Origin of the sequence: Paenarthrobacter sp. 2TAF44 (genome assembly GCF_052114885.1) — a bacterium.
GTDB lineage: Bacteria > Actinomycetota > Actinomycetes > Actinomycetales > Micrococcaceae > Arthrobacter.
This window is the reverse complement of record NZ_JBFRFP010000001.1, coordinates 200,857-224,708: the sequence shown is the minus strand read 5'-3', so window position 1 is coordinate 224,708 and position 23,852 is coordinate 200,857. Positions and strand designations below refer to the sequence as shown.

The following is a 23,852-nucleotide window of genomic DNA, read 5'->3' as shown; positions in this document are numbered from 1 at the left end:
GCCAGCAGCCCCAGGGCCAAGGAGCATCAATGAACCGTAAGGAAGATATCGTCATCGTTGGGGCTGCCCGGACTCCCCAGGGCCGGTTGATGGGTCAGCTCGCCGCGTTGTCCGCCGTCGAGCTCGGCGGCGCTGCGATCGCTGCCGCCCTGGGCAGGGCAGGCATCAGTGCGGATGCTGTTGACGCTGTTCTCATGGGACAGGTAATCCAGGCGGGCGCTGGCCAGAACCCTGCACGGCAAGCAGCTGTAGCGGGCGGCATACCGCTCAATGCCCACGCTGTCACCGTTAACAAGGTATGCCTGTCCGGACTGAGCGCGATCATCGAAGCCAGTCGGCTACTCCAGCTTGGCGAAGCGGAAGTAGTCATCGCAGGCGGACAGGAATCAATGAGCAATGCCCCGCATCTGCTGCCCGGCTCGCGCGCCGGGCAGATGTACGGAGATGCCGTGCTGTCGGACTCTGTTGCCCATGACGGGCTAACCGATGCCTTCGACCACGAGTCCATGGGCCTTAATACTGACCGCGCCAATGACGTACACGGCATCGCTCGTGCCGAGCAGGACAAGGCCGCTGCAGACTCCCATCGACGGGCAGCAGCGGCCCAGAGCGCAGGGTACTTTGATGCGGAAATTGTTCCGGTCAAAGTGCCGCGTCGGCGGGGAACGGCTGAATTGGCAGGCATGGACGAGGGTGTCCGTCCGGACAGCAATGCGGAGTCCCTCAGCAAACTCCGGCCAGCTTTTTCCCCTGGCGGTACCGTAACGGCAGGCAACGCATCGCCGCTCACTGATGGTGCTGCCGCCGTCGTCCTTACCACGCGCGGATACGCAGAGACCCATCGCCTGGAGATCTGGGCTGTGCTCGCAGCTCATGGACAGATTGCCGGCCCCGACACATCCCTGCCGGACAAACCAGCGCAAGCCATTGCGAAAGCGCTCGGAGCCGCGGGCTGGACCGTAGAAGAGTTGGATTTCGTGGAGATCAACGAAGCGTTCGCGTCCGTAGCCCTCCACTCAGCTGCGCAGCTCGGAATTGCGATGGACAAGGTCAACGTGAACGGCGGCGCCATCGCTCTCGGACACCCCATTGGCGCCTCCGGGGCGCGCGTGGTTGTCTCCGCTGTCTACGAGCTGCAGCGCCGCGAAAGGGGCAAAGTTGCTGTGGCACTGTGTGGTGGAGGCGGCCAGGGCGAGGCGCTGCTCCTGTCCCGGACCCGTTAGATGACTGGAGTAATTGAGCCCATGAAGGAGGCTACGCCGAACACCGGCAAAACGGTGGACTGGGCTGCCGAGCTGGACCAACTGCGTGTCCTGGTCGCCAAGCAGGAGCTGAACGAGAACATGATCCGCTATTGCCGGGGCATGGACCGGAAGGAACTGGACCTGATGAAGTCCACCTACTGGCCTGAGGCGACTGAGGATCATGGCATGTATATGGGCCTGTCCCATGACTTCTGCGACTGGGCCTATTCCTTGCGGCGGGAGTCCTCCCACAAGGCCAGCCACTACGTGACCAACATACTCATCGACCTCAACGGCAACGAAGCCAAGCGTGAAACAGCGTTCATCTACCGTACGGTTCCAGCCGACGGCGGCCCTACGGACCTGCTTTTTGGCCGTTACCGGGATCTCTGTGAGCGGCGCCAAGGGGAGTGGAAGGTGCTCGCGAGGACTTGCGTCTGGGACGGGGCGCAACGGCTCGGTCCGGAAGCGGACGTAGCCGAGCTGTTTGGCATCCCACCCACGTCGAACTTCGGCGATCGCTATCCGCACGACCCGATCTATGCCACGGATTGGGGAAAAGCATCCCCTGTCCAGACCACGAATGCAAAGGAGCATTTCAATGACTAGCGACCAAATCCTCGCTGGAAAGCACATCCTCATTACCGGCGCCGGTCGCGGCCTCGGCGAGGCTTATGCACACGCGGCCGCAGCGGAAGGTGCCCGCGTCGTCGTCTCGGACATTAATGCCGAAAGTGCCGAGGCTGTGGCGGAGGCGATCAATCGGGAGGGCGGCGAAGCATTAGCCGTCGCGGCCGACGTCACCGATTGGGACAGTTGCCAGCGGCTTGTCTCGGCGGCGGTAGAACGCTTCGGGAAACTTGACGGCCTGGTAAACAACGCCGGTTACTTGGAGACGGTGACGGCCGGGGAGGAGACCCAGGAGCACATCCGCCGCCATGTGGACATCAACGTCTGTGGTACCTACTTCATGTCAGTCCATGGCCTTGCCGCCATGGAGGGACGCGGATCGATCGTCAACGTGACCTCGGGCGCGGTTGTAGGTCTCCGGATGATGAGTGCTTATGCCGCAGCCAAGGCGGCGATCGCCTCGTTGACTTTCGCCTGGGCAACCGAGTTCGGCGCCGAAGGCGGAGATATCCGGGTAAACGCCATGGCACCCCATGCCGACACACCGATGATGACGGCCGGCACCGAGGCGTACACGAAGTTCTTCGGCGGAAACCCCATCGCACCGCCGCCGTCCACAAACGCTCCAGTGGTGCTTTATCTCCTGTCCGACCTCAGCAAGGGAGTAAACGGCCAAGTGGTCCGTTTTGCGAACGGGCATGACCTCATGCTGCTTTCGCACCCGGCCGTCGTCGACTCCGCCCTCACCCGCGAGTCATGGACGCCCCTTGATGTCAGCGCTGCGTTCGATGACGTCCTGCGCGCCAGGATGCAGCCGTGCGGCCAACTGACGTACATGGATTCCCGCATCACGGAGCCAGAACTGACGGAGTTTGCAGGAGTCAGCCAGTGAACGAGCGGAATGAACCCGCGAAGCGCAGCGTCGACGTCCTGATTATCGGAGCTGGTCCGGTGGGACTTTCGGCGGCGATCCTCCTGGGGCGGTTCGGCGTCGACACCCTCGTTGTCGAGCGACGAACCGAGCGGTCGCGCCACCCCAGGTCCCGTGCGGTCAGTTGCCGCACCATGGAGGTTTTTCGCGAACTCGGTCTCGCGGAAGAAGTACGGGCTGCGGCACTTCCTGGCGGACCACGGCGCCTGCTGGGAAGCGATGCCGTATCACCGTGGCGTTCTGTAGTCACCAGCAGCGGTGCTGACGGCCCCGCCGACACCAGCCTCGGTCCGGAGACCTTGGATGTGGTGCTGTGCTCACAGGACGCCCTTGAGCCCATCCTCGTTGACGCGGCCCAGGCAGAGGACACGGTCACGATCGAGTTCGGAAGGACGGTGTCGACGGTTAAGGACACAGGGACAGAAGTCCTCGTGTCCATAGCCGATGATGATGGCTCTGTGGACGTTGCCGCAAAATATGTCATCGCGGCCGACGGCGCCGCCAGCCAGGTGCGCACTGCCCTGGGGATCGGGACGACGGGCGATCAGGACCTGCAGACTGCGGTGAGCGTGCTGTTCCGTTCGCCTGTTATCCAGCGGCGCACGGGCGATCCGTCCAGCTTTATCTATCTCGATAATCCAGAGACCATCGGCGCTGTCGTGATCGCTCCCGTTGACGCGACCGATCGGGTAGCGATGCTGGGCCGCCCACTGGTCATGGACAGGGTGCCCTTCGAGGACATTGACTGGACGACGCAAATACGGGACGCGATCGGCGATCCTCACGAGTCGGTGGAGTTAATGGACGCCCGGACCTGGACTGTGGGCGCCTGGGTCGCTGACAGCTACCAGTCCGGCCGGATCCTGCTCGCGGGAGACGCCGTGCACGTCATGCCTCCATACGGCGGCTTCAACCAAAACACCGGCATTCAGGACGTCCACAACATCGCATGGAAGCTGGCAGCCGTCCTCAAGGGCTGGGCTGATCCTGCACTCCTGGCCACCTACGAAGTGGAGCGGCGGCCCGTTGCAGTGTTTAATATGGCCGAATCCGTCCGCAACTTCCGATCCATTGTGGGTAACGCCGATGAAGGCCCCCGCTCCTTCCGGCCGGAAAACTTTGTACACCCTGGCCTGGACATCGGATTCCGCTATAACCGTGGAGCGGTAGCGGGACCCACCTCGCCGGATGCCGGCTGGCCGGTGGGAACCTTCACGCCAACTGCTGCCGTGGGTGAACGCGCCCCGCACGTGTGGCTCAACGCCGAGGAAACTGCTTCAACGCTTGATTTGTTCGGACGCGAACTGACCATCCTCGCGCGCTCCGGTTCGGAGCCAGCAAGGGAGGCAGCGCGGCGCGCAGACATCCGTGGCATTCCATACCACTTGGTGACGTTCGGGCCCTCAGGTGACTTTGACGCTGCAGAGGCCGAGTGGGCGGCTGCTTACCGTGTAAACGGGGACGAGGCCATCCTTGTACGGCCCGATGGGCACGTGCTGGCGCGGTTGGACAGCGAGGACCCGGCAACGCTGGACGCCGCCCTGCTCGCTTACACCGGCCGGAGGACTGCCGCATGATTCCGGCAGAGTTGGACCTGCCGCCGCCGGCAAGTCCAAGGCAGGCTCGAAACGCTATTCCTCGCGCGGATTTTTGCCAACGACTATTGAGAACTCGCGCTATTTGTATATACAGTTCATATTACGAGAGTTTAGACGCGCTGGCCGGACGGCCTTATGGAGCGCGACTCATGGCTCAATCACAGAAATAAGGAGATTCACGATGGCGTGGATAACGTTTGATGATTACAAGGACAAGTACCAGCACATCAAATTGGAGCGTGACGAGGATGGCATTCTGCTGGTCACGTTCCATACGGATGGAAGCGACGTCGTCTGGGGTGTGGGAGTCCATGACAATGTTTCATCGCTCTGGGATGACATCAGCAGGGACCGGGGGAACCGCGTTGTCATCATCACCGGAGCGGGCGACACCTTCATCGACAAGGAAGCCCCGATTGATAACAAGAACTGGGTAACCCCTGAGATCTGGCTCGGCCTTCATCACGACGCCAAGCGCCTTGTGCTCGGCCACCTCGACATCGAGGTTCCGATGATTGCCGCAGTAAACGGTCCGGCGAGGTATCACAATGAGCAGGCGCTGTTGTGCGACATTGTCATCGCTTCCGAGGATGCCGTGTTCGCCGATCATGCACATTTCTCCCAGGGAAACATTCCCGGCGACGGCATGCAGATCATCTGGCCGCTGGTCATCGGCCTGAACCGGGGCCGGTACTTCCACCTCACCGGCCAGGAGATCACTGCGCAGCAGGCATACGAATGGGGTGCCGTGAACGAAGTGGTGCCCAAGGATCAGGTAGTCACCAGGGCATATGAACTTGCCCGGATGCTTGCCGCGAAGCCTACGCTGACGCTGCGCTCCACGCGGATGCTGATGGTGAACGAGCTCAAAAAGACCATGAATGACGCGGTCAGCCACGGAATGATGACCGAAGGTCTTGTTGCCATGGGCGAAGGCTGGAATCCGACTCCGCTCACGGGACCGGAGCTGGCCGCGGGTGTAAAAACTCCGGCCTGACGCAAATGAAAGCGCCGACGACTTGAGATGTCGTCGGCGCTTTCTGCTCGTGAATCAGTTGCAACAAACTGTCAGGAATAACCGAAGTGGCGGGCCTTGCGGGCCCAGTCTGCCGCATCGATTGCTTCCATGATGGGTATGTAAGCGCCGCCTTCTGCTTCGCCCTCGAGCAACTCACCACGCGCGAGGAGGGACAGATTCTCGCGAAAGCCCGCTACGGCACCGTTCACTGTGTTGATGACCAGCAGCATCTTTACACCGGCGTCTTCGAGTTCCTGGCGCTCTTCCAGGGTGGGATTCTTTACGGTCACCATGACGTACTTGCCTGGGACGACTTCCGAGAGCTTGGGCAAGTCGAGAAGGGGGTAGCCGCACGGATAGAGCATGTCTGCGCCGGCAGCAGAATAGGCAGCCATGCGTTCAGAGAGGTTGTCGAAGCCAAAGCGGCTGGCATCCGATCGGGCCACGATCACCATATCCGGGGACGTCCGGGCTTCCACGCAGGCACGGATGATGTCACTCATCTCCTCGACGGTTCGAAGTTTGAGTTGCGGCTTCCAGCGCTCCCCGCCGTCTCTGGGTGTCCAAAAGTGCTTCGTTGCAGGCACCATGTCTTCGACCAGCAGGGCTGCGACGCCGGCTTGCTCGGCAAGTTGGACGCCACGGAACGCTTGAAGGGGTGATCCTCCTGCATCATCAAAGTCGAGAATGAGTGGCAGGTCTGTGACTGCGGTAATGCGCCTGCCGGCCTCGATGAGTTCTCCCTGGGAGATAAAACCGTTATCCGGCACCCCGTAGTGGAAGTTGGAGTAAGTGCCCCCGGCGATAAGCACGACATCGAAGCCGGCTTGCTCAATCAACTTCGCTGAGAGTGCATCGTAGGCTCCCGGCGCGATGATCATTTTGGAATCCGCGAGCAGTTCCCGGAGTCTTTGCGCGGGTTTCATGGTTATTTCCCTTCATTCCATCCGAAATTGTGGCTAGCACGAGAAAGAAGAAATCCTCGTGGAAAGTAGCAATGTTACTATCGTAACACGGTAGTAACATTCACCATTTGAAAATAACGAGATCAGCAATCCGCAGCTCTCTTCCCATCATGACGACCCAAAGGATGAACGATGCAACAAACCCAGCCTCAAGCGGGAGCAAGCAACAAACAGAGTGAGCCAAGCGTTCACGTCAGCAACTCCGGGGGAGTTCGCATCATGACGATCACCCGTCCGCACAAGCGAAATGCCATTGACCGCCCCACAGCACTGGCGCTTGCAGCTGCGTTCGATGCGTTCGACGCCGATGATTCTGCAAGTGTCGCCATCCTCACCGGCGCTGGCGGATACTTCTCGGCAGGCGCTGACCTCGTTTCGGTTGCAGCGGGAGACGTCCCGGTCCTTGAAGGACGTGGTTTCGCCGGCATCACCCGTCGGCCGCCCGTGAAACCCGTCATTGCCGCCGTCGAAGGCTACGCCTACGCAGGGGGATTTGAGCTTGCGCTCGCATGCGACTTGATCGTGGCCAGCTCAACGGCCTCGTTTGCCCTTCCTGAGGTAAAGCGGGGACTGATCGCCGCAGGCGGCGGGCTACTCCGCCTACCGGACCGTATGCCGTATCACATCGCGATGGAGCTGGCGCTGCTGGGAGAGCCGATCACTGCGGCCCGCCTCGCCGAGCTCGGCCTCATCAACAGGCTGACGGAGCCGGGCAAAGCACTCGACACAGCACTGGAACTCGCCGGGAAAATCCAGCTCAACGGACCCGTTGCAATGAAGACTGCCAAACGCATAATTTCGGAGTCGCGGTATGCCGCAGCGGAGGCGCGCTTCGCTGCCCAGGAAGAAATCGTTGCTCCGTTGCGAAGCGGACCGGAAGCGCGTGAGGGTGCCCTGGCCTTTGTGGAACGGCGCGACCCCGCGTGGGCAGTCACTGCGCAGGGCAGCGATAGCCGCTGAGTTAACAAACTGGAAGTCTGGCGTGGCTTCCTACGTCATTGGCGTCCTATGCCGTGTCGCGCAGGGGCCGCCCCCTCTTAGCGTTATTTCAGAGCAAAGTTCGGTTGAAATGCCGCAGCACTGACATCCGTAAACACGAAAGGCCAAGGCAAGCGATGCCCGAAAATCACCAGAAATTGCACTTCGGACCGGCGCGTACAGAACTGCACGTAGGCGTTGATCTCGAGCGAATGCGTCGAGAGCGTGCTGACCGCATGCGGGCACTGATGCGCTCCAAGGGCATACCGGCGCTGCTGCTCACGGGCGCGGACAATGTGCGTTATCTGACGGGCTTCTGGTGGGGCGAATTCTCGCTCCAGGTGGGCTATGCATTGTTCTTCGCAGATGAGGAACCAATCGTGTTCGCGCCAGCGGGGTCCCTCCAACAAATGCCTGACCAGGCTCCATGGATCACGCAGTGGCGCCCAGCCATCTCTTGGCTCGGCGGTGTGGCACCCAGTTCTGCAATTGCCGAACTGTCGGCCGTTTTCGCAGCCCAGATCCGCGATGAACTTGCATCACGATCTCTCGAGGGCGAGCAACTGGCCGTCAGCGAGATTGATGAGCCCGGTATGAATGCCCTGGCCGATGCAGGCATCCAAACAATCCCGGGGCTCCCTCTCTTGCTCGAATGCTCAACGATCAAGACCGCTGATGAAATCTCCTGCATCTCGATGGCGGCGAGCTTGAGCACTGCAGGGTTTGAGGCGACCCGGGCCGCATTGCGGCCCGGAACCAAGCAGGCCCAGATCGCGTTGATGGCCCGTCGCGCCATTGAAGATGCCGGTGCGGAAGTGGGAGCCGCCCGTCTCCTCTCCGGACCACTGTCGTTCCCCCGTGGGATCAGCGGTGGAGACCGCATCGTTGAGCATGGCGATCTCGCCTACCTCCTCACCTGCGGAACTTCCTACATGGGGTACACCGCGTGTCTCTACCGCCAATACGTCGTGGGCCGCGCCCCGACCTCAGCCGAGCGCTCGTCCTACGCAAAGCTGACGGACCGTCTGGATCTGGCGATGTCGCTCATGAAACCCGGCGCAAGCACAGCTGACGTGGCCTCCGTACTTGCCCCCGCGGAAGATCTTGGCTTTCCGTCCGAGGCAGAGTGTTTCAGCATCGAACTGGGGCACGGGATCGGCCTGGTCAACGCAGGGTCCCGGGCAATCCACTACAACCCGCCCACCATTACGCGCTCGTGGTCGCTTGACCATCCTGAGGAGATCCAGGAAGGCATGGTCATTGCCATCGAAGGTATCGAAGGGCAGCACCGCGTCGGAGGCGTACGTCTTGAGAATCTCGTTGTCGTGACGGCAAATGGCGCGGAACTGCTTGACCACTACCCGCGCCTGGACATGGTCCAAACTGCCGGGTGATTATCCCCGGCCAGACCGATTGCGAAAGCGAAACACCGAAGGTTGCCATGACCCTGATAGTTGAGAAGCACGTCCCTGTCGCAATGCGCGACGGCGTTACCCTCTCCGGAGATGTGTATCGGCCAAGTGATGGGGAACCGCGCTCCACAGTTCTGATACGAACGCCCTACTGCAAGGATGACCCCGCGCACACCAACACGTGGATTAACGTCCTGCGCGCCGTGGAAAGCGGCTGGGCGGTGGTGGTTCAGGACGTACGGGGCCGGTTTCGAAGCGAGGGCGACTTCGTTCCTTTTGTGAATGAAGCCGATGATGGTGTGGACACCATCCAGTGGGTGCGCGGGCAACCGTGGTCCGACGGCAAAGTGGGCATGGTGGGCGGGTCATACGTAGGTATCAGCCAGTGGTTGGCGGCGGCGAAGAATCCTGAAGGCCTCATTGGTATTGTTCCCGCTGTGACCGCCGACGACGTCCATTCCGGTTGGCTTTACGAGGACGACAACGTCGTGTTGGGATTCCTTGCACACTGGGTGTCGATTCTTCTCGCAAGCGCCGGTATGAATGAAAAAAGCCGTCCGCGGATCGCAGGCCTGGAGCGGAACGTCGCAGAGGGGAAAATCCGTACTTTTCACCAACTCATCGAGGAGGCCGGGGAATTCGCGCCGTACCTGCGCGACTGGCGGGATCGTAGCCGTTCGCTGGTGGATCCGGAGCTGGCTGGGCACGTTGAGGTGCCGGCGTTTGTCATCGGAGGCTGGTTCGACATTTTCCTTCCAGGAACGGTTGCCAGTTTTGTCCGACGAGAGGCCATGGGTGCGCGGAATCTCCATGATCGCCTCTTGATAGGGCCCTGGGCGCACGGTCTCATGGGCGGATGGTTCCCGGCGCGCTTCTTTGGTCCTGCATCATCGTTTGACAGTCTGGACCCGACCTCCCTTCAACTCGGTTGGCTGGAGGAAATACGCGACGGCCGCAACCACGCTGACCACCCTGTGAGTGTTTTCTCCATGGGAGCCGATGAATGGCGATGCTTCTCAAGCTGGCCACCGGATGACGCCCGCCGAATGCAGCTTCAATTACGCTCCAGCACGCCGGACCGTGCTGAAACGAGTGCGGATACCTACGGCGTGCTGTCACTGGAGCCACCCGTACCGACAATCGGCGGGCGAACATTCTTCCCGGGCTACAAGGTGGGCGCGAATTCAGGTCCGCGAATGGTGGACGCATTGAGTGCGCGCCACGACGTGCAGACCTTCGTTTCAGATCCACTGTTCGAAGACGTCGAGATCCTCGGGTCGGTCACGTGCAGCCTCAAGGTGGCGGCCACGGGTCCCACGCCTGTGGTCATCAAGCTGGCGACACTTGATGACAACGGCTCCTCTGAGCTGCTCTGCGAGGGGTCCTCATTCAGCACTGCGGAGGGTACCGGCGGGAAGTCAATCACCGTGGATCTTGGATCCACTGCGATCCGGCTTTCGAAAGGAACCCGCTTGTGCGCTTACCTTGCCAGCTCAGATTTTCCCCGGTTGGAGGACGGCCCCCGGACGTCCCTGGAAGTTTGTCATGGGGAAGGGGGTCCGGTACTGGAACTTGACGTACTACGGCTGGGTTGACTCTCCTTCTTCATCGTCCAGGCGGCGGGCTTCCATCAGGGCATCGAGGCACACCTGGAAGTGCTCCTCGTTGGTAAATCGATGAAGCGGGACCGTAACCGTCAGAGCAGTGCGGGGGCGTTCGGACCCTTCGAAGAGAGGAACTGCCATGCCGCAGACGCCAAGAACGTATTCCTGGTGGTCCAGTGCGTAACCACGCGATCTGGTCACCTCAAGATCGGCCAAGAATTCAGGAAGGGTAGTGATCGTATGCTCGGTTCGCCGCGTGAGTTCACCGTCTACGGACCGGATCCGTTCCAGTTGTGATTCGGGACCGAAGGCGAGGAGGGCCTTGCCTGAGGCGCGAGCATGAATGTCGCCGGAAACGCCAACCCTAAGATCCGCTACCCGAACCGCGTGGCTGCCCTCCTCAACGGCGACCACAGTGACAGTGCCGCCTTGCCACCCGGAAAGGTAGGCGCTTTCGCCGGTAGCATCAACCACCATCTTCAAGAGACGCAGCGCCAGGGGCGACGGACGCCAGTCGTCTTCCACGCGCGAACTAAGATCCAGGATTTTCCCGGCGGCGAGTTTGTAGGTGCGCTCGTTACGTTCCAGATAACCGGCATGTACAAGCGTCGCCAGTAAATGGGAGGTCGTCGCAATGTGCAGGTTTACTGCGCTCGCGATGGACTGGGCCCGCATGGGCTCCTTCGACGCCGCAACGACATCAACGATGTTCAGGGCCCGGGCAACCGACTGCACCAGGTCCTTCGGGGCTTCGCTGTCGGGGGACGGTTTGTCGACTGCCTTAGTTGTACTTGCCATGCGGAAATCATACGCACATGGCGAAAGGAGAGCTACAGCGCCATGAGAAAGAGTCGGTACCCGGGGACAGCATTTTATCCGTTGACAGCAACTAGAAAGCTAGCGTAGTTATTACATTATGAATACAACTATCACATCAAGAGAGTTTGAGCGGGATGGCGACGCTGCCAGGTCCGCTGCCGGAACGGAATCTGGAGCTCTGCTGCCGAAGGTTCAGTTCGCAGCTCCTGTCCCGATAGGAAAAGTGGGGCAGGTAGGGATCCTCGTGCCGGACCTGGACGAGGCCATCGACTTGTACGGGCGAGCCTTCGGCATCGACGAGTGGACTTGTTACAGCTATGACCAGGAGTTCATGCCCTGGTCACGCTTTGGCGCCGAGGAAGGCGCTTTTGCCATGAAGCTCGCCATGGGCGGGTCCAATCCCCAGATCGAGCTCATCCAGCCATTGGCCGGTCCAAGTATTTATCACGAGTTCACCGAACAGGGGCGCACCGGCCTGCACCACTTGGGCGTCTTCGTGGACAGCTTGGACGACGCGATCACGCTCATGGAAGGGTCCGGATATCGGGTTACACAAACCGCGCGTGGCTATGGCCGGGGCGGCGACGGCGGATTTGCCTACTTCGATACCGAACGTGATCTCGGCGTCGTGGTCGAGGCAATAGAAGTCCCCGCCCGCCGCAGGCCGGGGACCATCCGACGTACTGGAGGAATGTAAATGTTGGATAGCAAGGCCGTTTTGAGCCCGGTGCGCATCGATAACCCTCTAAAGGCAGAGAGTGTGGCAGTGGTTGGCCCCTCCCGGGACGCATGGAAGACCTCGGGACGGACCTTGGATTACCTCGCCCGGCTCGGCTTCGAGGGGCGGTACTACGCAGTCAGCAGCGTGCACAAGGAAGTGCTCGGTGTACCCACCGTGGAGAGCCTCTCCGACCTCCCCGAGGTGCCCGACGTTGCTGTCCTCGTGGGTCCGGCCGACAGGGTCATCGAGGATCTTCGCGAGTGCGTGGCGCTCGGCGTCCCTTTCGCGGTGGCCTTCGCTGCCGGCTTCGGTGAGACCGGCAGGCACGACCGCGACGAGTTGCTCCGTGCAGAATTGGCCAAGGGCACCACCCGACTTATCGGGCCCAACTGCATCGGCTTTATGCACGTGGGCCGGTCACTGACCGCAACGTTCTCCTCGGTCCTGCAGCGTAGTGCGATTCCGGCAGGTCACGTGGCCATGTTCAGCCAGAGCGGCGGACTCGGAAACGCGCTCATGCAATCCCTTGCCGCACGCGGCGCGAGCGGCTTGAGTGCATGGGCCAGCTCAGGAAACGAGATTTCTACGGGCTTTACCGACTGGGCGCAGTGGTTGGGCGCTGATCCGGACACGCATGTCCTTACCTGCATCGTCGAGAGCTTCAGCGCAAACGACGACCTCGAAGCCGCTGCAACCGCTGCGGGGGACCGCGGAATCCCGGTCATCGTCCTGAAACTGGGACGGTCCACCCGCGGCGCGATGAGCGCCCAGTCGCATACCGGGAAGCTGGCGGGCAGCGGCCGTGTCGCTCTGAGCGTCCTGCGCCACCGTTTCGGAATGGTGTGTACCTCGCCTGAGCAACTCCTTGATTTGACCGAGACGTTCGACGTCTTCCATGGACGGCTCTCCGGCGGTGACCAGGAACTGACGGTCGTCACGACTTCCGGCGCCCAGGTGGGGCTCTGGAACGACCTGGCCGATGACCGCGGCCTGACTTTCCGGGATCTTGAACCAGATGCGCTCCAATCAATCGGCGATGCGGTTGGCAGCAATCACCTCGGCAACCCCATCGACGTCGGAGTCCAGTCATCCACTGCCGACTACCTGCGCATCCTTGAACGGGTCTTCGCCACGACGTCGGACGGTTGGGTTATCGTGACGGCGACCCGGCTCGCGCACGATTTCGATGAGTTGGCGGCCGGTATCGCCGGGATGAGCATCCCGGCGGGAGTGCGCGTCATGGTGGTCCCGTTGTCCGAGGACGACCGGGTCACGGCCGCCCAGGCCGGGATCCTGCGCAAAGCAGGAGTGCTTTCCCTGCCTACAGCGGGGCGTGCGCTGGATGCCATCGCGGCCGCATCTTCATGGGCCCACGTCCAAAGAACCCGTGCCAACCGCGGAGATCTCGTGGGGAGGGCCCTCAAGACGACGACGACTGACGGGACGTCCAACCTGACGTGGCGTGAGGTGGCTGAATCCTTGGCGGAATCCGGTGTCCCTGTGCCCGCCAGCCGCGCCGTCCGTGATGTCGACGGCGTTGTCCAGGCTGCCGAGGAGATCGGCTTCCCAGTGGCGATCAAAATTGACGACGCCGAGATCCTGCACAAGGCAGACGCCGGCGGCGTTTTCATCGGCGTCAACGACGCCGACAGCGCGCGTGCGGCAGCCACCCAGCTCGCATCCCTCCAGGGGGATGCCGCGACGATCTCTGTCCAGGCGATGGCACCAGGGAAGACCGAAGTCCTCCTGGGGCTTCGACGCGATCCCGAATTTGGTCCCGTCCTCGTCATCGGCGCCGGCGGCGGGATGACTGAGGCAATCGACGATATAAGTATCCTTCCGCTCCCGGTGTCCCGGTCGGAGGTCCGGCAAGCCATCTCTCACGCGCGCGTTGTGGCCACCAGCCTTCGCGGTGAGGCCGGCGGGAAGACCCTCGAGGCCCTTACGAGCAGTGTGATCGACATAGTTGCCTGGGCCGAACGGCACGGGAACATCCACGAGTTCGAATTCAATCCCATCCTTGCGGACCCGGCGACAGCAACCGTCACGGTCGTCGATGCTGTCGTCTCAGTCCACACCACCTCGTTAGGACCAACAACATGACCAGCGCAGCTACTGCCGTACCGGCAAAGCAGATCACCGATGAAGATGTCGCGTACATGAAGAGCTTCATCGGTGAGTCAGCCGTTATCGTGCAATGGAACGAGGAGGCCAGCACCGACTCGATCCGCCACTACGCGTGGGGGATCGGCGACGAGAACCCGCTGTGGCTATCCGACTCGTACGCGCAGACAACGCGGCACGGTACCCGGATTGCACCCCCCACCTTCCTCTACTCCGTGTGTGACGCCGAAGTCGCAATGGGCATGTCAGAGGGCCTCCAGGCCATTCATCTTGGTGCCGACCTCGACTTACGCCGGCCGATCCGGCTGGGGGAGCGGGTGCGGGCCCGCGCCTTCGTCGAGGACGTACGCGAACGGGTTGGCCGCCGGTCGGGCCGCCTCGTGGAGCAGGTGGGGCGCACCGATTACTTCGTCGGCGAAGAGCTGGTCGGGATCGTCCGTAACACGATCGTCTGCGTGGCTCGAAGTTCCGAGGCCCAGCGGATGCACGAACCGCGAGACCCCCATGTCTACACGGACGAGGAGAAGGACCAGATCCGAGCCGCGATCCTTGCTGAGGAGATCCGCGGCCAGCGCACGCGTTTTGCTGAGACGGTATCCGTCGGCGATGTCGTGCCGCAGGTGGTCAAGGGTCCGCTCGACCTCATCACCATGACTGCGTACTACGCGGGCGCAATCGGTACCGCCGGCTACCGCGGCGTCGAGACCCGAGTGCGCCAGCAGGAGCGAGTGAGGAACGGCGACCCAAGCGCGCCGACGAACCTCGGTCCCGAGCACTTCCTCTCCGAGCCCTTCCCGAGCTTGGGACACCAGGACGCTGCCATGGCGCATGCGATCGGTATGCCGGGCGCGTACGACAACGGCAACCAGCGCGTGTCGTGGATGTCGCACTGCGTGACCAACTGGATGGGCGACGACGCGGATCTTGTGTCGCTTTCGGTCCGCATTAAGCAGCCGGGTGTCTTCGGCGATACCCAGTGGATCGGAGGCGAGGTCACGCGCGTGTTCCGCGATGAGACCCATGGAGCATGCGCTGAACTCACACTGAAGGCCATTAACCAGTTAGGTGTGGAGACCACGAGCGCCGTAGCGATCGTGGCCTTGGCCGAGACCCGCACGAGTTGACGCTAACCGGGTGGATGACTGGTTGACGCATTTTCCCGCCATATTGGCGTCCATTGCCATGCCGGTCCTGCCCCAGCGGCTCTTAGCGTTATTTGTGAACCGTTATTTGTGAACGAGGATCGGCAAAGAAGCCGACGCACTGACATCAAAGGAGATCCGGTGGGCTTTTCAAACGTACGAAATCAGGCAGACGGGACTGAGGAATATTCCGTCGTCGTGATCGGCGCGGGCATGGGGGGCATCTACGCCCTCCACCGTTTTGCAGATCTGGGACATGACGTCCACGGCTTTGAGGGAGCAGACGGCGTCGGGGGCGTCTGGTATCACAATGCCTACCCGGGTGCCCGCGTGGACTTGGAGAGCCACAGCTACTCCTTCATGTTTGATCCCGAACTTTACGCGGGATGGGACTGGAGCGAACGATACGCAGCGCAACCCGAAATCCTGCGCTACCTGAACTATGTTGCGGACCGCCTCGATGTGCGCCGAAACCTTTCGCTAAGCACCTGGGTGACGTCGGCTGAGTGGCAGCCGCATGAGAACAAATACTTGATCAAGACCAATACGGGCCGGACAGTTTGGGCCCGCTACCTGGTCATGGCGACCGGACAGCTGTCAAAGCCGCGTAAGCCGGACTTCCCCGGCCTGGATGATTTCCAAGGTGAATGGCATCAAACCGGCCACTGGCCACAAACCCCCGTCGAGTTTGCCGGCAAGCGCGTGGCAGTCATAGGAACGGGCTCTTCAGGCGTGCAGGCTGCGACTGAGATCGCCAAGACCGCCGGGGAACTCTATGTCCTGCAGAGGACCCCGAACTACTCGATCCCTGCACACAACGGGCCAGCGGACAGGAGGAAGAAGGCCCGGCTCAACAAGAAAGTCCTGCAACTGCGTGATGAGTCATACAATTCTCCAGTTGGGTACGTCATGCAGGGCTTTGCGGGCAAGGCTTCAGACTTTTCCGAGGAACAGCAACAGCAGATTCTCGAGTCCAGATGGGCGTTCGGGGGCCAGACGTTGCTCGGAACTTTCTCGGACCAGGGGACGAACATCGACGTTAATAACGTTGTAGCTGAATTCGTCCGCGGCAAGATCCGCGACATGATCGATGATCCGGAGACCGCAGAGAAGCTGATGCCAACCTCCTACCCAATCGGCATACGGCGCCTCTGCATCGACACCGGGTACTACTCGATCTTCAATCAAAGCAACGTCAGTCTGGTTGACTTGAGAAGTGATCCGGTGGAGCGCATCACCAAGACCGGGATCAAGACCCGGAACAATGAGTACGAGGTTGATCTCATCGTTTTTGCCCTCGGCTTCGAGGCCTTTACGGGAGCCCTGGACCAGGCCAACGTCCGCAATGAGCACGGCCAACAGCCCAGCGACCGGTGGAACCATAAGCCGCAGACCCATTTGGGGGTCATGACGCATGGATTCCCCAACCTGTTCATGCTTACCGGCCCGCAGAGCCCCAGTGTGCTTGCAAACTTCTTCGTGGGGAACAACCAACACGTTGATTTTGTAGCGGACATCATGGCGCACGCCGAAAAGAAGGGCGCCGTCCGCATTGAGGCCAGCCTTGAGGCAGAGCGGGAGTGGGGCGAGCACTGCAATGAGATTGCGGAGCCGCTGTTGCGCCGGGCCGTGGACAACTACATGGTCCACGTCAACAAATACGACGGCTCGCGCTATTTCATTCCGTATGCCGGGGGCTTCGACAAATACGTCAAAAAGGTCCAGGAAGTTGTCTCCGATGACTACCGCGGCTTCATGTTTTCGAAGGCGTTCGCGTCCGGCAATGCAGGACAAACCGGGAATGAAAGCCGGAGCCGTGACGCGGTTCTGACAGCAAAGTAGATAGACAGCCAACGGGCTCCCCGGAAGCAGGACTGGTCATCCAGTTCAGGCTTCCGGGGAGCTTTTGTTCTTGCGGGCAGTGTTCGCCGAGGACACATCTTGGCGCAGTTTCCTTCCTTGTTGGCGCCGATGGCCATGCCGTTGCACCCGCACCCGCTCTTAGCGTTGATGGTAGGCAAACCACAACGACGTGAAGGAATAACAATGAGCAACATACTCAAAGGCAAGACCGCAATCATTACCGGCGCAGGCTCAGGCATGGGTTTGGCAACCGCCCGCCTGTTTCATCAGCATGGCGCAAACATAGTCCTGGCGGACTTCTCCGGGGCCCAGGAGAAGACAGCAGTCGAGCTGGGAGACCGCACGGTGCCGATCCAGGCTGACATCTCAAACTCGGTAGACGCCAAGGCCATGGTCAGCTTGGCCGTCAGCGAATTCGGTGGACTCGACATCCTGTGCAATATCGCAGGTGCAAATGCCCCAATGGTGCAGCACCATGAGGCGCTGGAATCGGACTTCGACAAGATGATCAACGTGAATCTCCGGGGTGCTTTCCTCACGATGAAGTTTGCCATTCCGGCAATGTTGGAGCGCGGCGGGGGATCGATAGTCAATGTGGCTTCAGCCGCAGCCTTGATGGGGACGCCCTTGTATGGCAGCTACAGCGCCTCCAAGACCGGCCTCCTGGGGTTGACCCGAACCATCGCGCTTGAATACGCGGCACAGAATATTCGCGCGAATTCCATCTGCCCAGGCCCCATTAGGACGCCAATGATGGAAGAAGGCCTGGCGGAAAACCCTGCCGCCGCCGACTACCTCATCAATATGGTTCCGGCACGTCGTGTCGGAACCGCAGAAGAAGTAGCGAATGCCGTCCTGTTCCTCGGCAGTGAGCAGTCTTCGTACATCACCGGCATCGCACTGCCGGTTGACGGCGGCCAGACCGCTGCGTAGGGGTCCCGGCGTATTCGGTCCGGGAGTGGTTCAAGGGCGACCACTCCTCGGGCGCGAGAGGAAGAAATCATGAGCCAAAAATTTATGACCCGGCCGAAGGTCAGCGCGTTCGGCAACGACCCCTTGGTGGTGCGAAGCACCTTCGCGCAGTTTCCCTCCGGCGTTGCAGTGCTGGCGGTTGAAGCCGGCAATGAGAAGCATGCACTCGTTGCGTCATCGTTCATGGTTGGAGTCTCGCTGGAACCGTGCCTGGTTGCGGTAGCTGTGCAGAAGTCGTCCGAGACGTGGGAACAGATCAAGGACGCTGCCTCGCTCGGGGTTTCGATCTTTGGCAAGGGGCAAGGGCATCTGACCCGCAAGCTCGCAGGCAGGGACCGCGCTGCACGGTTTGAGCAGGTGGCAATCGACGTCGGTGAGGACGGGGCCGTGTTCATAGAAGACGCGGCATTGTGGCTCGAGTGCTCCATCCATGAGGTTTCAGAAGCCGGCGACCACTGGATGGCTCTGCTTGAGGTGAAGAAGCTCGGAGTTGGGGAAAACGAGCCGCTCATCTGGCACGGTGCAAAGTTCCGCGAGCTTGTTAACTCCCGGTCGATCGACGTTGTGTAGCGGCCTGGGCCGGTTGCTGCACGTGGGAGGTAAATACGCGCTGGGAGGAAAATATGAGCGCCATTGATGCGGTGTCCAATGTCGGGTTTCCGTCACTCGCTGGGCATGACATCCCGGCGGACCGTACCGTGATAGCGGCCGTGGTCCAGTGGCGGGACAAAATTGCCCTGTTCAGAAGAAGCGGAAATCTTGGTCACGACTGCGGTCTTTGGCATTGCATCACCGGTTTTATGGAAGCCGGTGCCACGCCTGAACAACAGACCCTTGAAGAGTTACTTGAAGAAGCCGGCCTCCAAGACAAAGATCTCCTGGCCCTCCTGCCGGGACCGGACGTGGTGGTGGCCGACGGTTTGGGGAATCCGTGGCTCATCCATACTTTCACTGCTGTGACGTCCCGCCGGCGGCTGAAGATCAACTGGGAAAACGACGCCTACCGGTGGACCGCACCGCACAAGGCCAAGCGGTTCACCAACCGGGTGGGCTGGCTGGACAACGTGCTCGACGCAACCGGCCACCTCCCCAATCCACCACTCTCAAAAGAGGAATAGATATGACCACCCTTGGAATTATTGGCACCGGAAACATCGGTGCTGCCATAGCGCGTCTGGCCGTAAATGCCGGGATCCGTGTAGTGCTGTCCAACTCCCGCGGCCCGGAGACCCTAGCCGGCTTCGTCTCAGAGCTGGGACCCCTGGCTTCCGCCGGCACCGTCGAACAGGCCGCAGCGGCCGGAGACGTTGTGGTGCTGTCCGTGCCGCTCACGGCACACACCGCCGTTCCTGCCTCCCACCTGGAAGGGAAAGCTGTACTGGACACCACCAACTACTACCCGTTCCGGGATGGAAGGGTGGCTGAGCTCGACGAGGAACGGCTCACTACGAGCGAGCTTGTCCTGCGGCACTTTCAAGGAGCCGGCCTGACAAAGGCATTCAATAACATCCTGGCGCACCACATTCCGCAGCTGGTTCGCCCCGCCGGCGCCTCCGATCGCACCGCCCTTCCGGTGGCGGGCGATGACATCTCTGCCAAAACCAAGGTAATGGGCGTCATCGAGCAACTGGGTTTCGATGCGGTGGACGCTGGCGCGCTGGCTGAGAGCTGGCGTTTCGAGCCGGAAGCCGCTGCCTACACCAGGCTTTACCTGGCTGACCCCGCAACCCCGGACGAAAGCATGCTCGAAGCTCCCGCGGCACCTGTGTCAGCTGAGCGTCTGGGCGAGGCCCTGAAGCGGGCCGAACCAGTGCGGGTCGCCGCACGCACGTTCTAAAAACCCCAACGAGGGTAGTCAAAGAAGCTGCCTGACGTTTGAAGTAGAAAGTCTGGATATATGTCTCTCACAGATGCTCAACTAACTGAGTTGTATGACAAGCAAGCCCTCCACGACAATCTGATGTTGTACGCGAGGGGCGCGGACCGGCACGACCGCGAGCTGATGAAATCCACCTACTGGCCTGATTCATTCGATGATCACGGCAGCTACGTCGGAAACGGCCATGGGTGGGCCGATGCAGCCATGACCTGGCACGACAAGATCCACAGTTGCAGCCACCATATCTCCAATGTCTTGTCCGAGATCGACGGCAATCGGGCGAAGCGCGAAAGCATGTTCATCTGCGTGGTCCCCTTCAAAGAGCCCGAAGTAACAATGTTCCAGGCAGGCCGCTACCGCGATCTGTGCGAGAAGCGCGATGGCGTCTGGAAGATTCTTCATCGGACCTGCGTCTGGGACTGGATCGACGTCCGGCCCATCAACTCGGATTGGGACGTCGTAAATGTCCCTCGTGTCTCACACTGGGGAGCTTGGCACCCGGAGGACCCGATCTACCTGGACTGGGTGGACAGCCCACCGACGGAGTTCTCGCGGTAGTCACTGCATCTGCGGCGACTGCCTTCCCTGGACCAACGTTGTCTGGCCCAACACTAAAGCGCCTGCCGGCTCCCTCTACAGGGGCCGGCAGGCGCTTCTGTGTGTTCCGGCGTTTAGCGGGCGTAGGGGTCGGCGATGCCGATGTATTGGGTGGTGGTGTACTCGGCGATGCCTTCGGAGCCGCCTTCGCGGCCGAGGCCTGATTGCTTGACCCCGCCAAAGGGTGCCGCGGCGTTGGAGATGACGCCGGCGTTGAAGCCGACCATGCCGAACTCGATCTGCTCCGCAACCCGGAGGAGGCGGTTGAAATCCTTGCTGTAGAGGTAGGACGCGAGGCCGTACTCGGAGGCATTGGCCAGGCGGATGGCGTCTTCCTCGGTGGCGAACGTGGTCACCGGGGCGACGGGGCCGAAGATTTCCTGGCCCAGGATCGCTGCGTCGTTCGGGACGTTGGACAGGACGGTGGGCTGGTAAAAATACCCGGGTCCGTCCACGGGCGCACCGCCCGTAACTGCAACAGCTCCGGCGTCGACGGCGGCGCGCACCAAAGCGTGCACATCCTCCCGGGCCCCGGCGTCGATCAGCGGACCAACCTGGGTGGCGGGGTCGGTGCCGCGGCCGGTCACCAAAGCGCCCATGGCGGCAGCGAACTTGGCAGTGAACTCCTCAGCAACAGAGGAATGGACGAGGAGCCGGTTCGCGGCGGTGCAGGCTTCGCCCATGTTCCGCATCTTCGCGGCCATCGCCCCTTCAACGGCGGCATCGACGTCTGCGTCTTCGAACACGATGAACGGGGCGTTCCCACCGAGCTCCATCGAGGTCCGCAGGACGTTCTGTGCGGCGTCGGCCATGAGCCGCTTCCCGACGGGGGTGGAGCCGGTGAAGGAGATCTTCCGCAGGCGGGAGTCCTTCAGCAGCGGCCCGGAGATGCCCGACGCGCTGGAGGAGGCGACGACGTTCAGGACTCCGGCGGGCAGGCCGGCGTCGAGCATGGTCTTTGCGAAGTACTGGGCCGTCAGGGGTGTGAGTTTGGCGGGTTTGAGGACCATCGTGCAGCCTGCCGCGACAGCGGGCGCGACCTTGCGGGTGGCCATCGCCAGGGGGAAGTTCCACGGGGTGATCAGCAGGCAGGGTCCGACGGGTTTGTGTTGGACCAGGATCTTGTTCTTGCCTTCGGGCGTGGTGAGGTACCGGCCGTAGTCGCGGACGGTTTCTTCGGAGAACCAGCGCAGGAACTCCGCCCCGTACGTCACTTCGCCGCGTGCTTCGGCCAGGGGCTTGCCCATTTCCAAGGTCATCAGCAAAGCGAAGTCCTCAGCCCGTTCAGTCACCAAGTCAAAGGCCCGGCGCAGGATCTCAGCCCGGGTCCGCGGCGCGGTCCGTGCCCAAGAGGACTGGGCGGCGTCGGCGGCATCCAACGCTGCGACCGCGTCGGCGCTGGTCGCCGAGGCGAGGGTGGCGAGCACCTCCCCAGTGGCGGGATCGTACACATCGAACGTGCCGCCGTCGGACGCATCCCGCCACTGCCCACCGATCAACAAACCGGTAGGCACGGACGCGAGGAGCGCGGCTTCGCGTTCAGATGAAACGGCAGGGGAAAGCGCAGAAACTGTCATGAAGGGAAGTCCTTAAAAGTTGAGGGTTGGAGCGGCTCAAGTGAGCCGATGGCGGATGGGTGGTTAGTAGGCTTTGACTCTCTGCTCAACCACCAGATGGATGAGCGCAAACACGCGGTCCTCGTCTATGGCTTTCAGAGCAGCCTTGATGGCTGCAGGAATGTCAGCATCAAGTTCCACCTTGATCCCGAAGCCGCCGAAGGCCTGCGCCATGAGCGCGAATTCCGGGTTCTTCAACTGGGTCCCTGACACCCGCTCCGGGTAGTGACGTTCCTGGTGGGTGCGGATGGTGCCGTACTCCTGGTTGTCCATGACGATGACCAAGGGAGTGGCGCCGTATTGGGCGGCTGTCGCGAGTTCCTGGCCATTCATCAGGAATTCGCCGTCACCGGCAATGGTCACCACACGCCGGCCTGGATATTCCAGGGATGCGGCGATGGCGGAGGGGACCGAGTAGCCCATGGAACCGTTCCGGGCACTGATCATCGAGGCATACCGCTGGGTGGGGAAGTAGCGATGGGCCCAGTTGGTGTGCTCCCCGGCACCGAGGGTCACCATGGCGTCAGCAGGTAGCGTGGGGACGAGGTTGGCCATCAGTGTATCCATCCGTGCGGGGCCAGCCGACGGCGTCGCCGGGGGCAGGCTGGCGAAGGCTTCCTGCTCCCCGCGCATTTTCGACGTCCAGTTCACCCATTCATCCTTGACGGGAAGATCTATCTTTGCCAGGTCACGGATAAAGACGTCCGGTTTGGCCAGGATTTGGTAGGAGACCGGACCCGAGCGGCCACGGAGCGAGGGATCGATGGTGACAAGGAAGTTCTTTTTTGCCCAGTCCTGGCGGCAGAGGAATCCATTGGTAATAACATCCCCGGGAACCGTGCCCACAAAGATCAGCAGGTCGGTTTCTTCCAGCAGATCATAGGTGGGGCGGGGCCGGCCGTAGCCGATGGGGCCTACATAGGACGCCGAATCGAAGGGGATGGTGCCCTCGGTGCGCCATTCAGCTGCGGCCGGGATGTGGTGTTTTTCCAGCCAGCGCGTGAGCTGGTCCGCGCCTTCCTGGGTCCAGTCGTTACCACCTGTCACAAACAGTGGCTTGCTGGATGCGGCCAGGGCATCGGCCAGCGCGGCCGCGTCCACGGTGGTCATTCCGCCGGTGGCGACAGGGATGGCTGGATGGAGTTCCGCGGGGATCTGCTGGCGGATAACGTCTTCCGGAAGGCCGACGACGACAGGCCCCGGCCGTCCGCTCATCGCCGCGAACAAGGCTTCGGCAACGATTTCGGAAGCGCGTGCCGCGTGGTCCAAGACCATCACACGCTTCGCGCCCGTATCGAACCAGGCCTTAATGTCGAATTCCTGGAAGGCCTCGCGATCCCTGTGGGCGAAGGGGATCAGCCCCACGAACAGAACCATGGGCGTTGAGTCCTGCCACGCTGTATGCAGTCCAACATGGGCATTGGCGGCGCCGGGTCCACGGGTAACCATCGCGATCCCGGGCAGCTGGTTCATTTTCCCATCAGCCTCGGCCATATATGTGGCACCACCCTCATGGCGGCAAACGATGGTTTCGATGGGGGAGCCGTGGAGCCCGTCAAGAACGTCAAGGAAGCTCTCGCCCGGCACCACATGCGCCCGCTTGATGCCATGGGCGGCCAGCGTATCAACGATGACATGGCCCGCGGACTTGAGGGATGGCTGCAGCACGTCTTCTTGCAATTCGTCGTGCTCGGCTGTTACTTGAGTCATGGATAGGACCTTTTCGCTGGATGCCGCGT

The 23,852-nt window shown here is 61.5% G+C and carries 21 protein-coding genes; 17 read left to right on the top strand and 4 right to left on the bottom strand.

Going from position 1 to position 23,852, the window contains the following annotated elements:
- The first annotated feature begins 29 nt into the window (after positions 1-29).
- From AB4Z15_RS00960 to AB4Z15_RS00940, 5 genes are all read left to right on the top strand, one after another.
- A complete protein-coding gene (locus tag AB4Z15_RS00960) occupies positions 30-1,223 on the top strand; it encodes an acetyl-CoA C-acyltransferase (protein WP_442015630.1) in 1,194 nt (397 codons plus the stop codon).
- Positions 1,224-1,853 (top strand): nuclear transport factor 2 family protein, encoded by a 630-nt coding sequence (locus AB4Z15_RS00955; protein ID WP_442015629.1) that lies wholly within the window; start codon positions 1,224-1,226, stop codon positions 1,851-1,853.
- The gene (locus AB4Z15_RS00950) at positions 1,846-2,766 is read left to right on the top strand and encodes an SDR family NAD(P)-dependent oxidoreductase (RefSeq protein ID WP_431115047.1); all 921 of its coding nucleotides are present in this window, start codon (positions 1,846-1,848) and stop codon (positions 2,764-2,766) included. Before AB4Z15_RS00955 ends, AB4Z15_RS00950 begins: the two co-directional genes overlap by 8 nt.
- Positions 2,763-4,382, top strand: a complete 1,620-nt coding sequence (locus tag AB4Z15_RS00945) for an FAD-dependent monooxygenase (protein ID WP_442015628.1) — start codon at positions 2,763-2,765, stop codon at positions 4,380-4,382. Before AB4Z15_RS00950 ends, AB4Z15_RS00945 begins: the two co-directional genes overlap by 4 nt.
- A gap of 202 nt (positions 4,383-4,584) precedes the next feature.
- Positions 4,585-5,400, top strand: a complete 816-nt coding sequence (locus AB4Z15_RS00940) for an enoyl-CoA hydratase/isomerase family protein (protein WP_230116537.1) — start codon at positions 4,585-4,587, stop codon at positions 5,398-5,400.
- A gap of 71 nt (positions 5,401-5,471) precedes the next feature.
- Here the strand turns inward: AB4Z15_RS00940 and AB4Z15_RS00935 are convergent, their stop codons facing one another.
- Positions 5,472-6,347: an isocitrate lyase/PEP mutase family protein gene (locus AB4Z15_RS00935; protein WP_442005468.1), complete on the bottom strand. Its 876-nt coding sequence runs from the start codon at positions 6,345-6,347 to the stop codon at positions 5,472-5,474.
- 171 nt (positions 6,348-6,518) lie between these two features.
- Here AB4Z15_RS00935 and AB4Z15_RS00930 point away from each other — a divergent pair, with 171 nt between their 5' ends.
- The 3 genes from AB4Z15_RS00930 (at position 6,519) to AB4Z15_RS00920 (ending at position 10,371) form a co-directional block, all read left to right on the top strand.
- Entirely contained in the window at positions 6,519-7,346 is an 828-nt protein-coding gene (locus AB4Z15_RS00930; RefSeq protein ID WP_442015627.1) for a crotonase/enoyl-CoA hydratase family protein, read from the top strand.
- Positions 7,347-7,501: 155 nt separating this feature from the next.
- Positions 7,502-8,758, top strand: coding sequence for a M24 family metallopeptidase (locus AB4Z15_RS00925; RefSeq protein WP_431115052.1), 1,257 nt, complete (start codon positions 7,502-7,504; stop codon positions 8,756-8,758).
- Between the two features lie 47 nt (positions 8,759-8,805).
- Entirely contained in the window at positions 8,806-10,371 is a 1,566-nt protein-coding gene (locus tag AB4Z15_RS00920; RefSeq protein WP_442015626.1) for a CocE/NonD family hydrolase, read from the top strand.
- Here AB4Z15_RS00920 and AB4Z15_RS00915 read toward each other — a convergent pair.
- The gene (locus AB4Z15_RS00915; RefSeq protein WP_442015625.1) at positions 10,357-11,178 is read right to left on the bottom strand and encodes an IclR family transcriptional regulator; all 822 of its coding nucleotides are present in this window, start codon (positions 11,176-11,178) and stop codon (positions 10,357-10,359) included. The two genes, AB4Z15_RS00920 and AB4Z15_RS00915, sit on opposite strands and share 15 nt — an antisense overlap.
- Before the next feature lie 118 nt (positions 11,179-11,296).
- Here AB4Z15_RS00915 and AB4Z15_RS00910 point away from each other — a divergent pair, with 118 nt between their 5' ends.
- The 9 genes from AB4Z15_RS00910 (at position 11,297) to AB4Z15_RS00870 (ending at position 20,458) form a co-directional block, all read left to right on the top strand.
- Positions 11,297-11,896: a VOC family protein gene (locus AB4Z15_RS00910; protein ID WP_442015624.1), complete on the top strand. Its 600-nt coding sequence runs from the start codon at positions 11,297-11,299 to the stop codon at positions 11,894-11,896.
- A complete protein-coding gene (locus AB4Z15_RS00905) occupies positions 11,897-14,023 on the top strand; it encodes an acetate--CoA ligase family protein (RefSeq protein ID WP_442015623.1) in 2,127 nt (708 codons plus the stop codon).
- Entirely contained in the window at positions 14,020-15,168 is a 1,149-nt protein-coding gene (locus AB4Z15_RS00900; RefSeq protein ID WP_442015622.1) for an FAS1-like dehydratase domain-containing protein, read from the top strand. Before AB4Z15_RS00905 ends, AB4Z15_RS00900 begins: the two co-directional genes overlap by 4 nt.
- Before the next feature lie 159 nt (positions 15,169-15,327).
- Positions 15,328-17,028: a flavin-containing monooxygenase gene (locus AB4Z15_RS00895; protein ID WP_442015621.1), complete on the top strand. Its 1,701-nt coding sequence runs from the start codon at positions 15,328-15,330 to the stop codon at positions 17,026-17,028.
- A gap of 204 nt (positions 17,029-17,232) precedes the next feature.
- A complete protein-coding gene (locus AB4Z15_RS00890) occupies positions 17,233-17,982 on the top strand; it encodes an SDR family NAD(P)-dependent oxidoreductase (protein ID WP_431115059.1) in 750 nt (249 codons plus the stop codon).
- 69 nt (positions 17,983-18,051) lie between these two features.
- The gene (locus AB4Z15_RS00885; protein WP_431115060.1) at positions 18,052-18,591 is read left to right on the top strand and encodes a flavin reductase family protein; all 540 of its coding nucleotides are present in this window, start codon (positions 18,052-18,054) and stop codon (positions 18,589-18,591) included.
- 53 nt (positions 18,592-18,644) lie between these two features.
- Positions 18,645-19,139 (top strand): NUDIX domain-containing protein, encoded by a 495-nt coding sequence (locus tag AB4Z15_RS00880; RefSeq protein WP_431115061.1) that lies wholly within the window; start codon positions 18,645-18,647, stop codon positions 19,137-19,139.
- A gap of 2 nt (positions 19,140-19,141) precedes the next feature.
- Complete coding sequence (locus AB4Z15_RS00875) at positions 19,142-19,858, top strand: NADPH-dependent F420 reductase (protein ID WP_442015620.1); 717 nt, start codon at positions 19,142-19,144, stop codon at positions 19,856-19,858.
- A 60-nt stretch (positions 19,859-19,918) separates the two neighbouring features.
- Positions 19,919-20,458 carry a nuclear transport factor 2 family protein gene (locus AB4Z15_RS00870; RefSeq protein ID WP_442015619.1) on the top strand — a complete coding sequence of 180 codons (540 nt, stop codon included), beginning with the start codon at positions 19,919-19,921 and terminating at the stop codon, positions 20,456-20,458.
- A 113-nt stretch (positions 20,459-20,571) separates the two neighbouring features.
- Here AB4Z15_RS00870 and AB4Z15_RS00865 read toward each other — a convergent pair whose 3' ends face one another.
- Together AB4Z15_RS00865 and AB4Z15_RS00860 are read right to left on the bottom strand one after the other, a co-directional pair.
- Positions 20,572-22,074, bottom strand: a complete 1,503-nt coding sequence (locus AB4Z15_RS00865) for an NAD-dependent succinate-semialdehyde dehydrogenase (protein ID WP_442015618.1) — start codon at positions 22,072-22,074, stop codon at positions 20,572-20,574.
- A 63-nt stretch (positions 22,075-22,137) separates the two neighbouring features.
- Positions 22,138-23,823, bottom strand: a complete 1,686-nt coding sequence (locus AB4Z15_RS00860; RefSeq protein ID WP_442015617.1) for a thiamine pyrophosphate-dependent enzyme — start codon at positions 23,821-23,823, stop codon at positions 22,138-22,140.
- Positions 23,824-23,852: the final 29 nt, after the last annotated feature.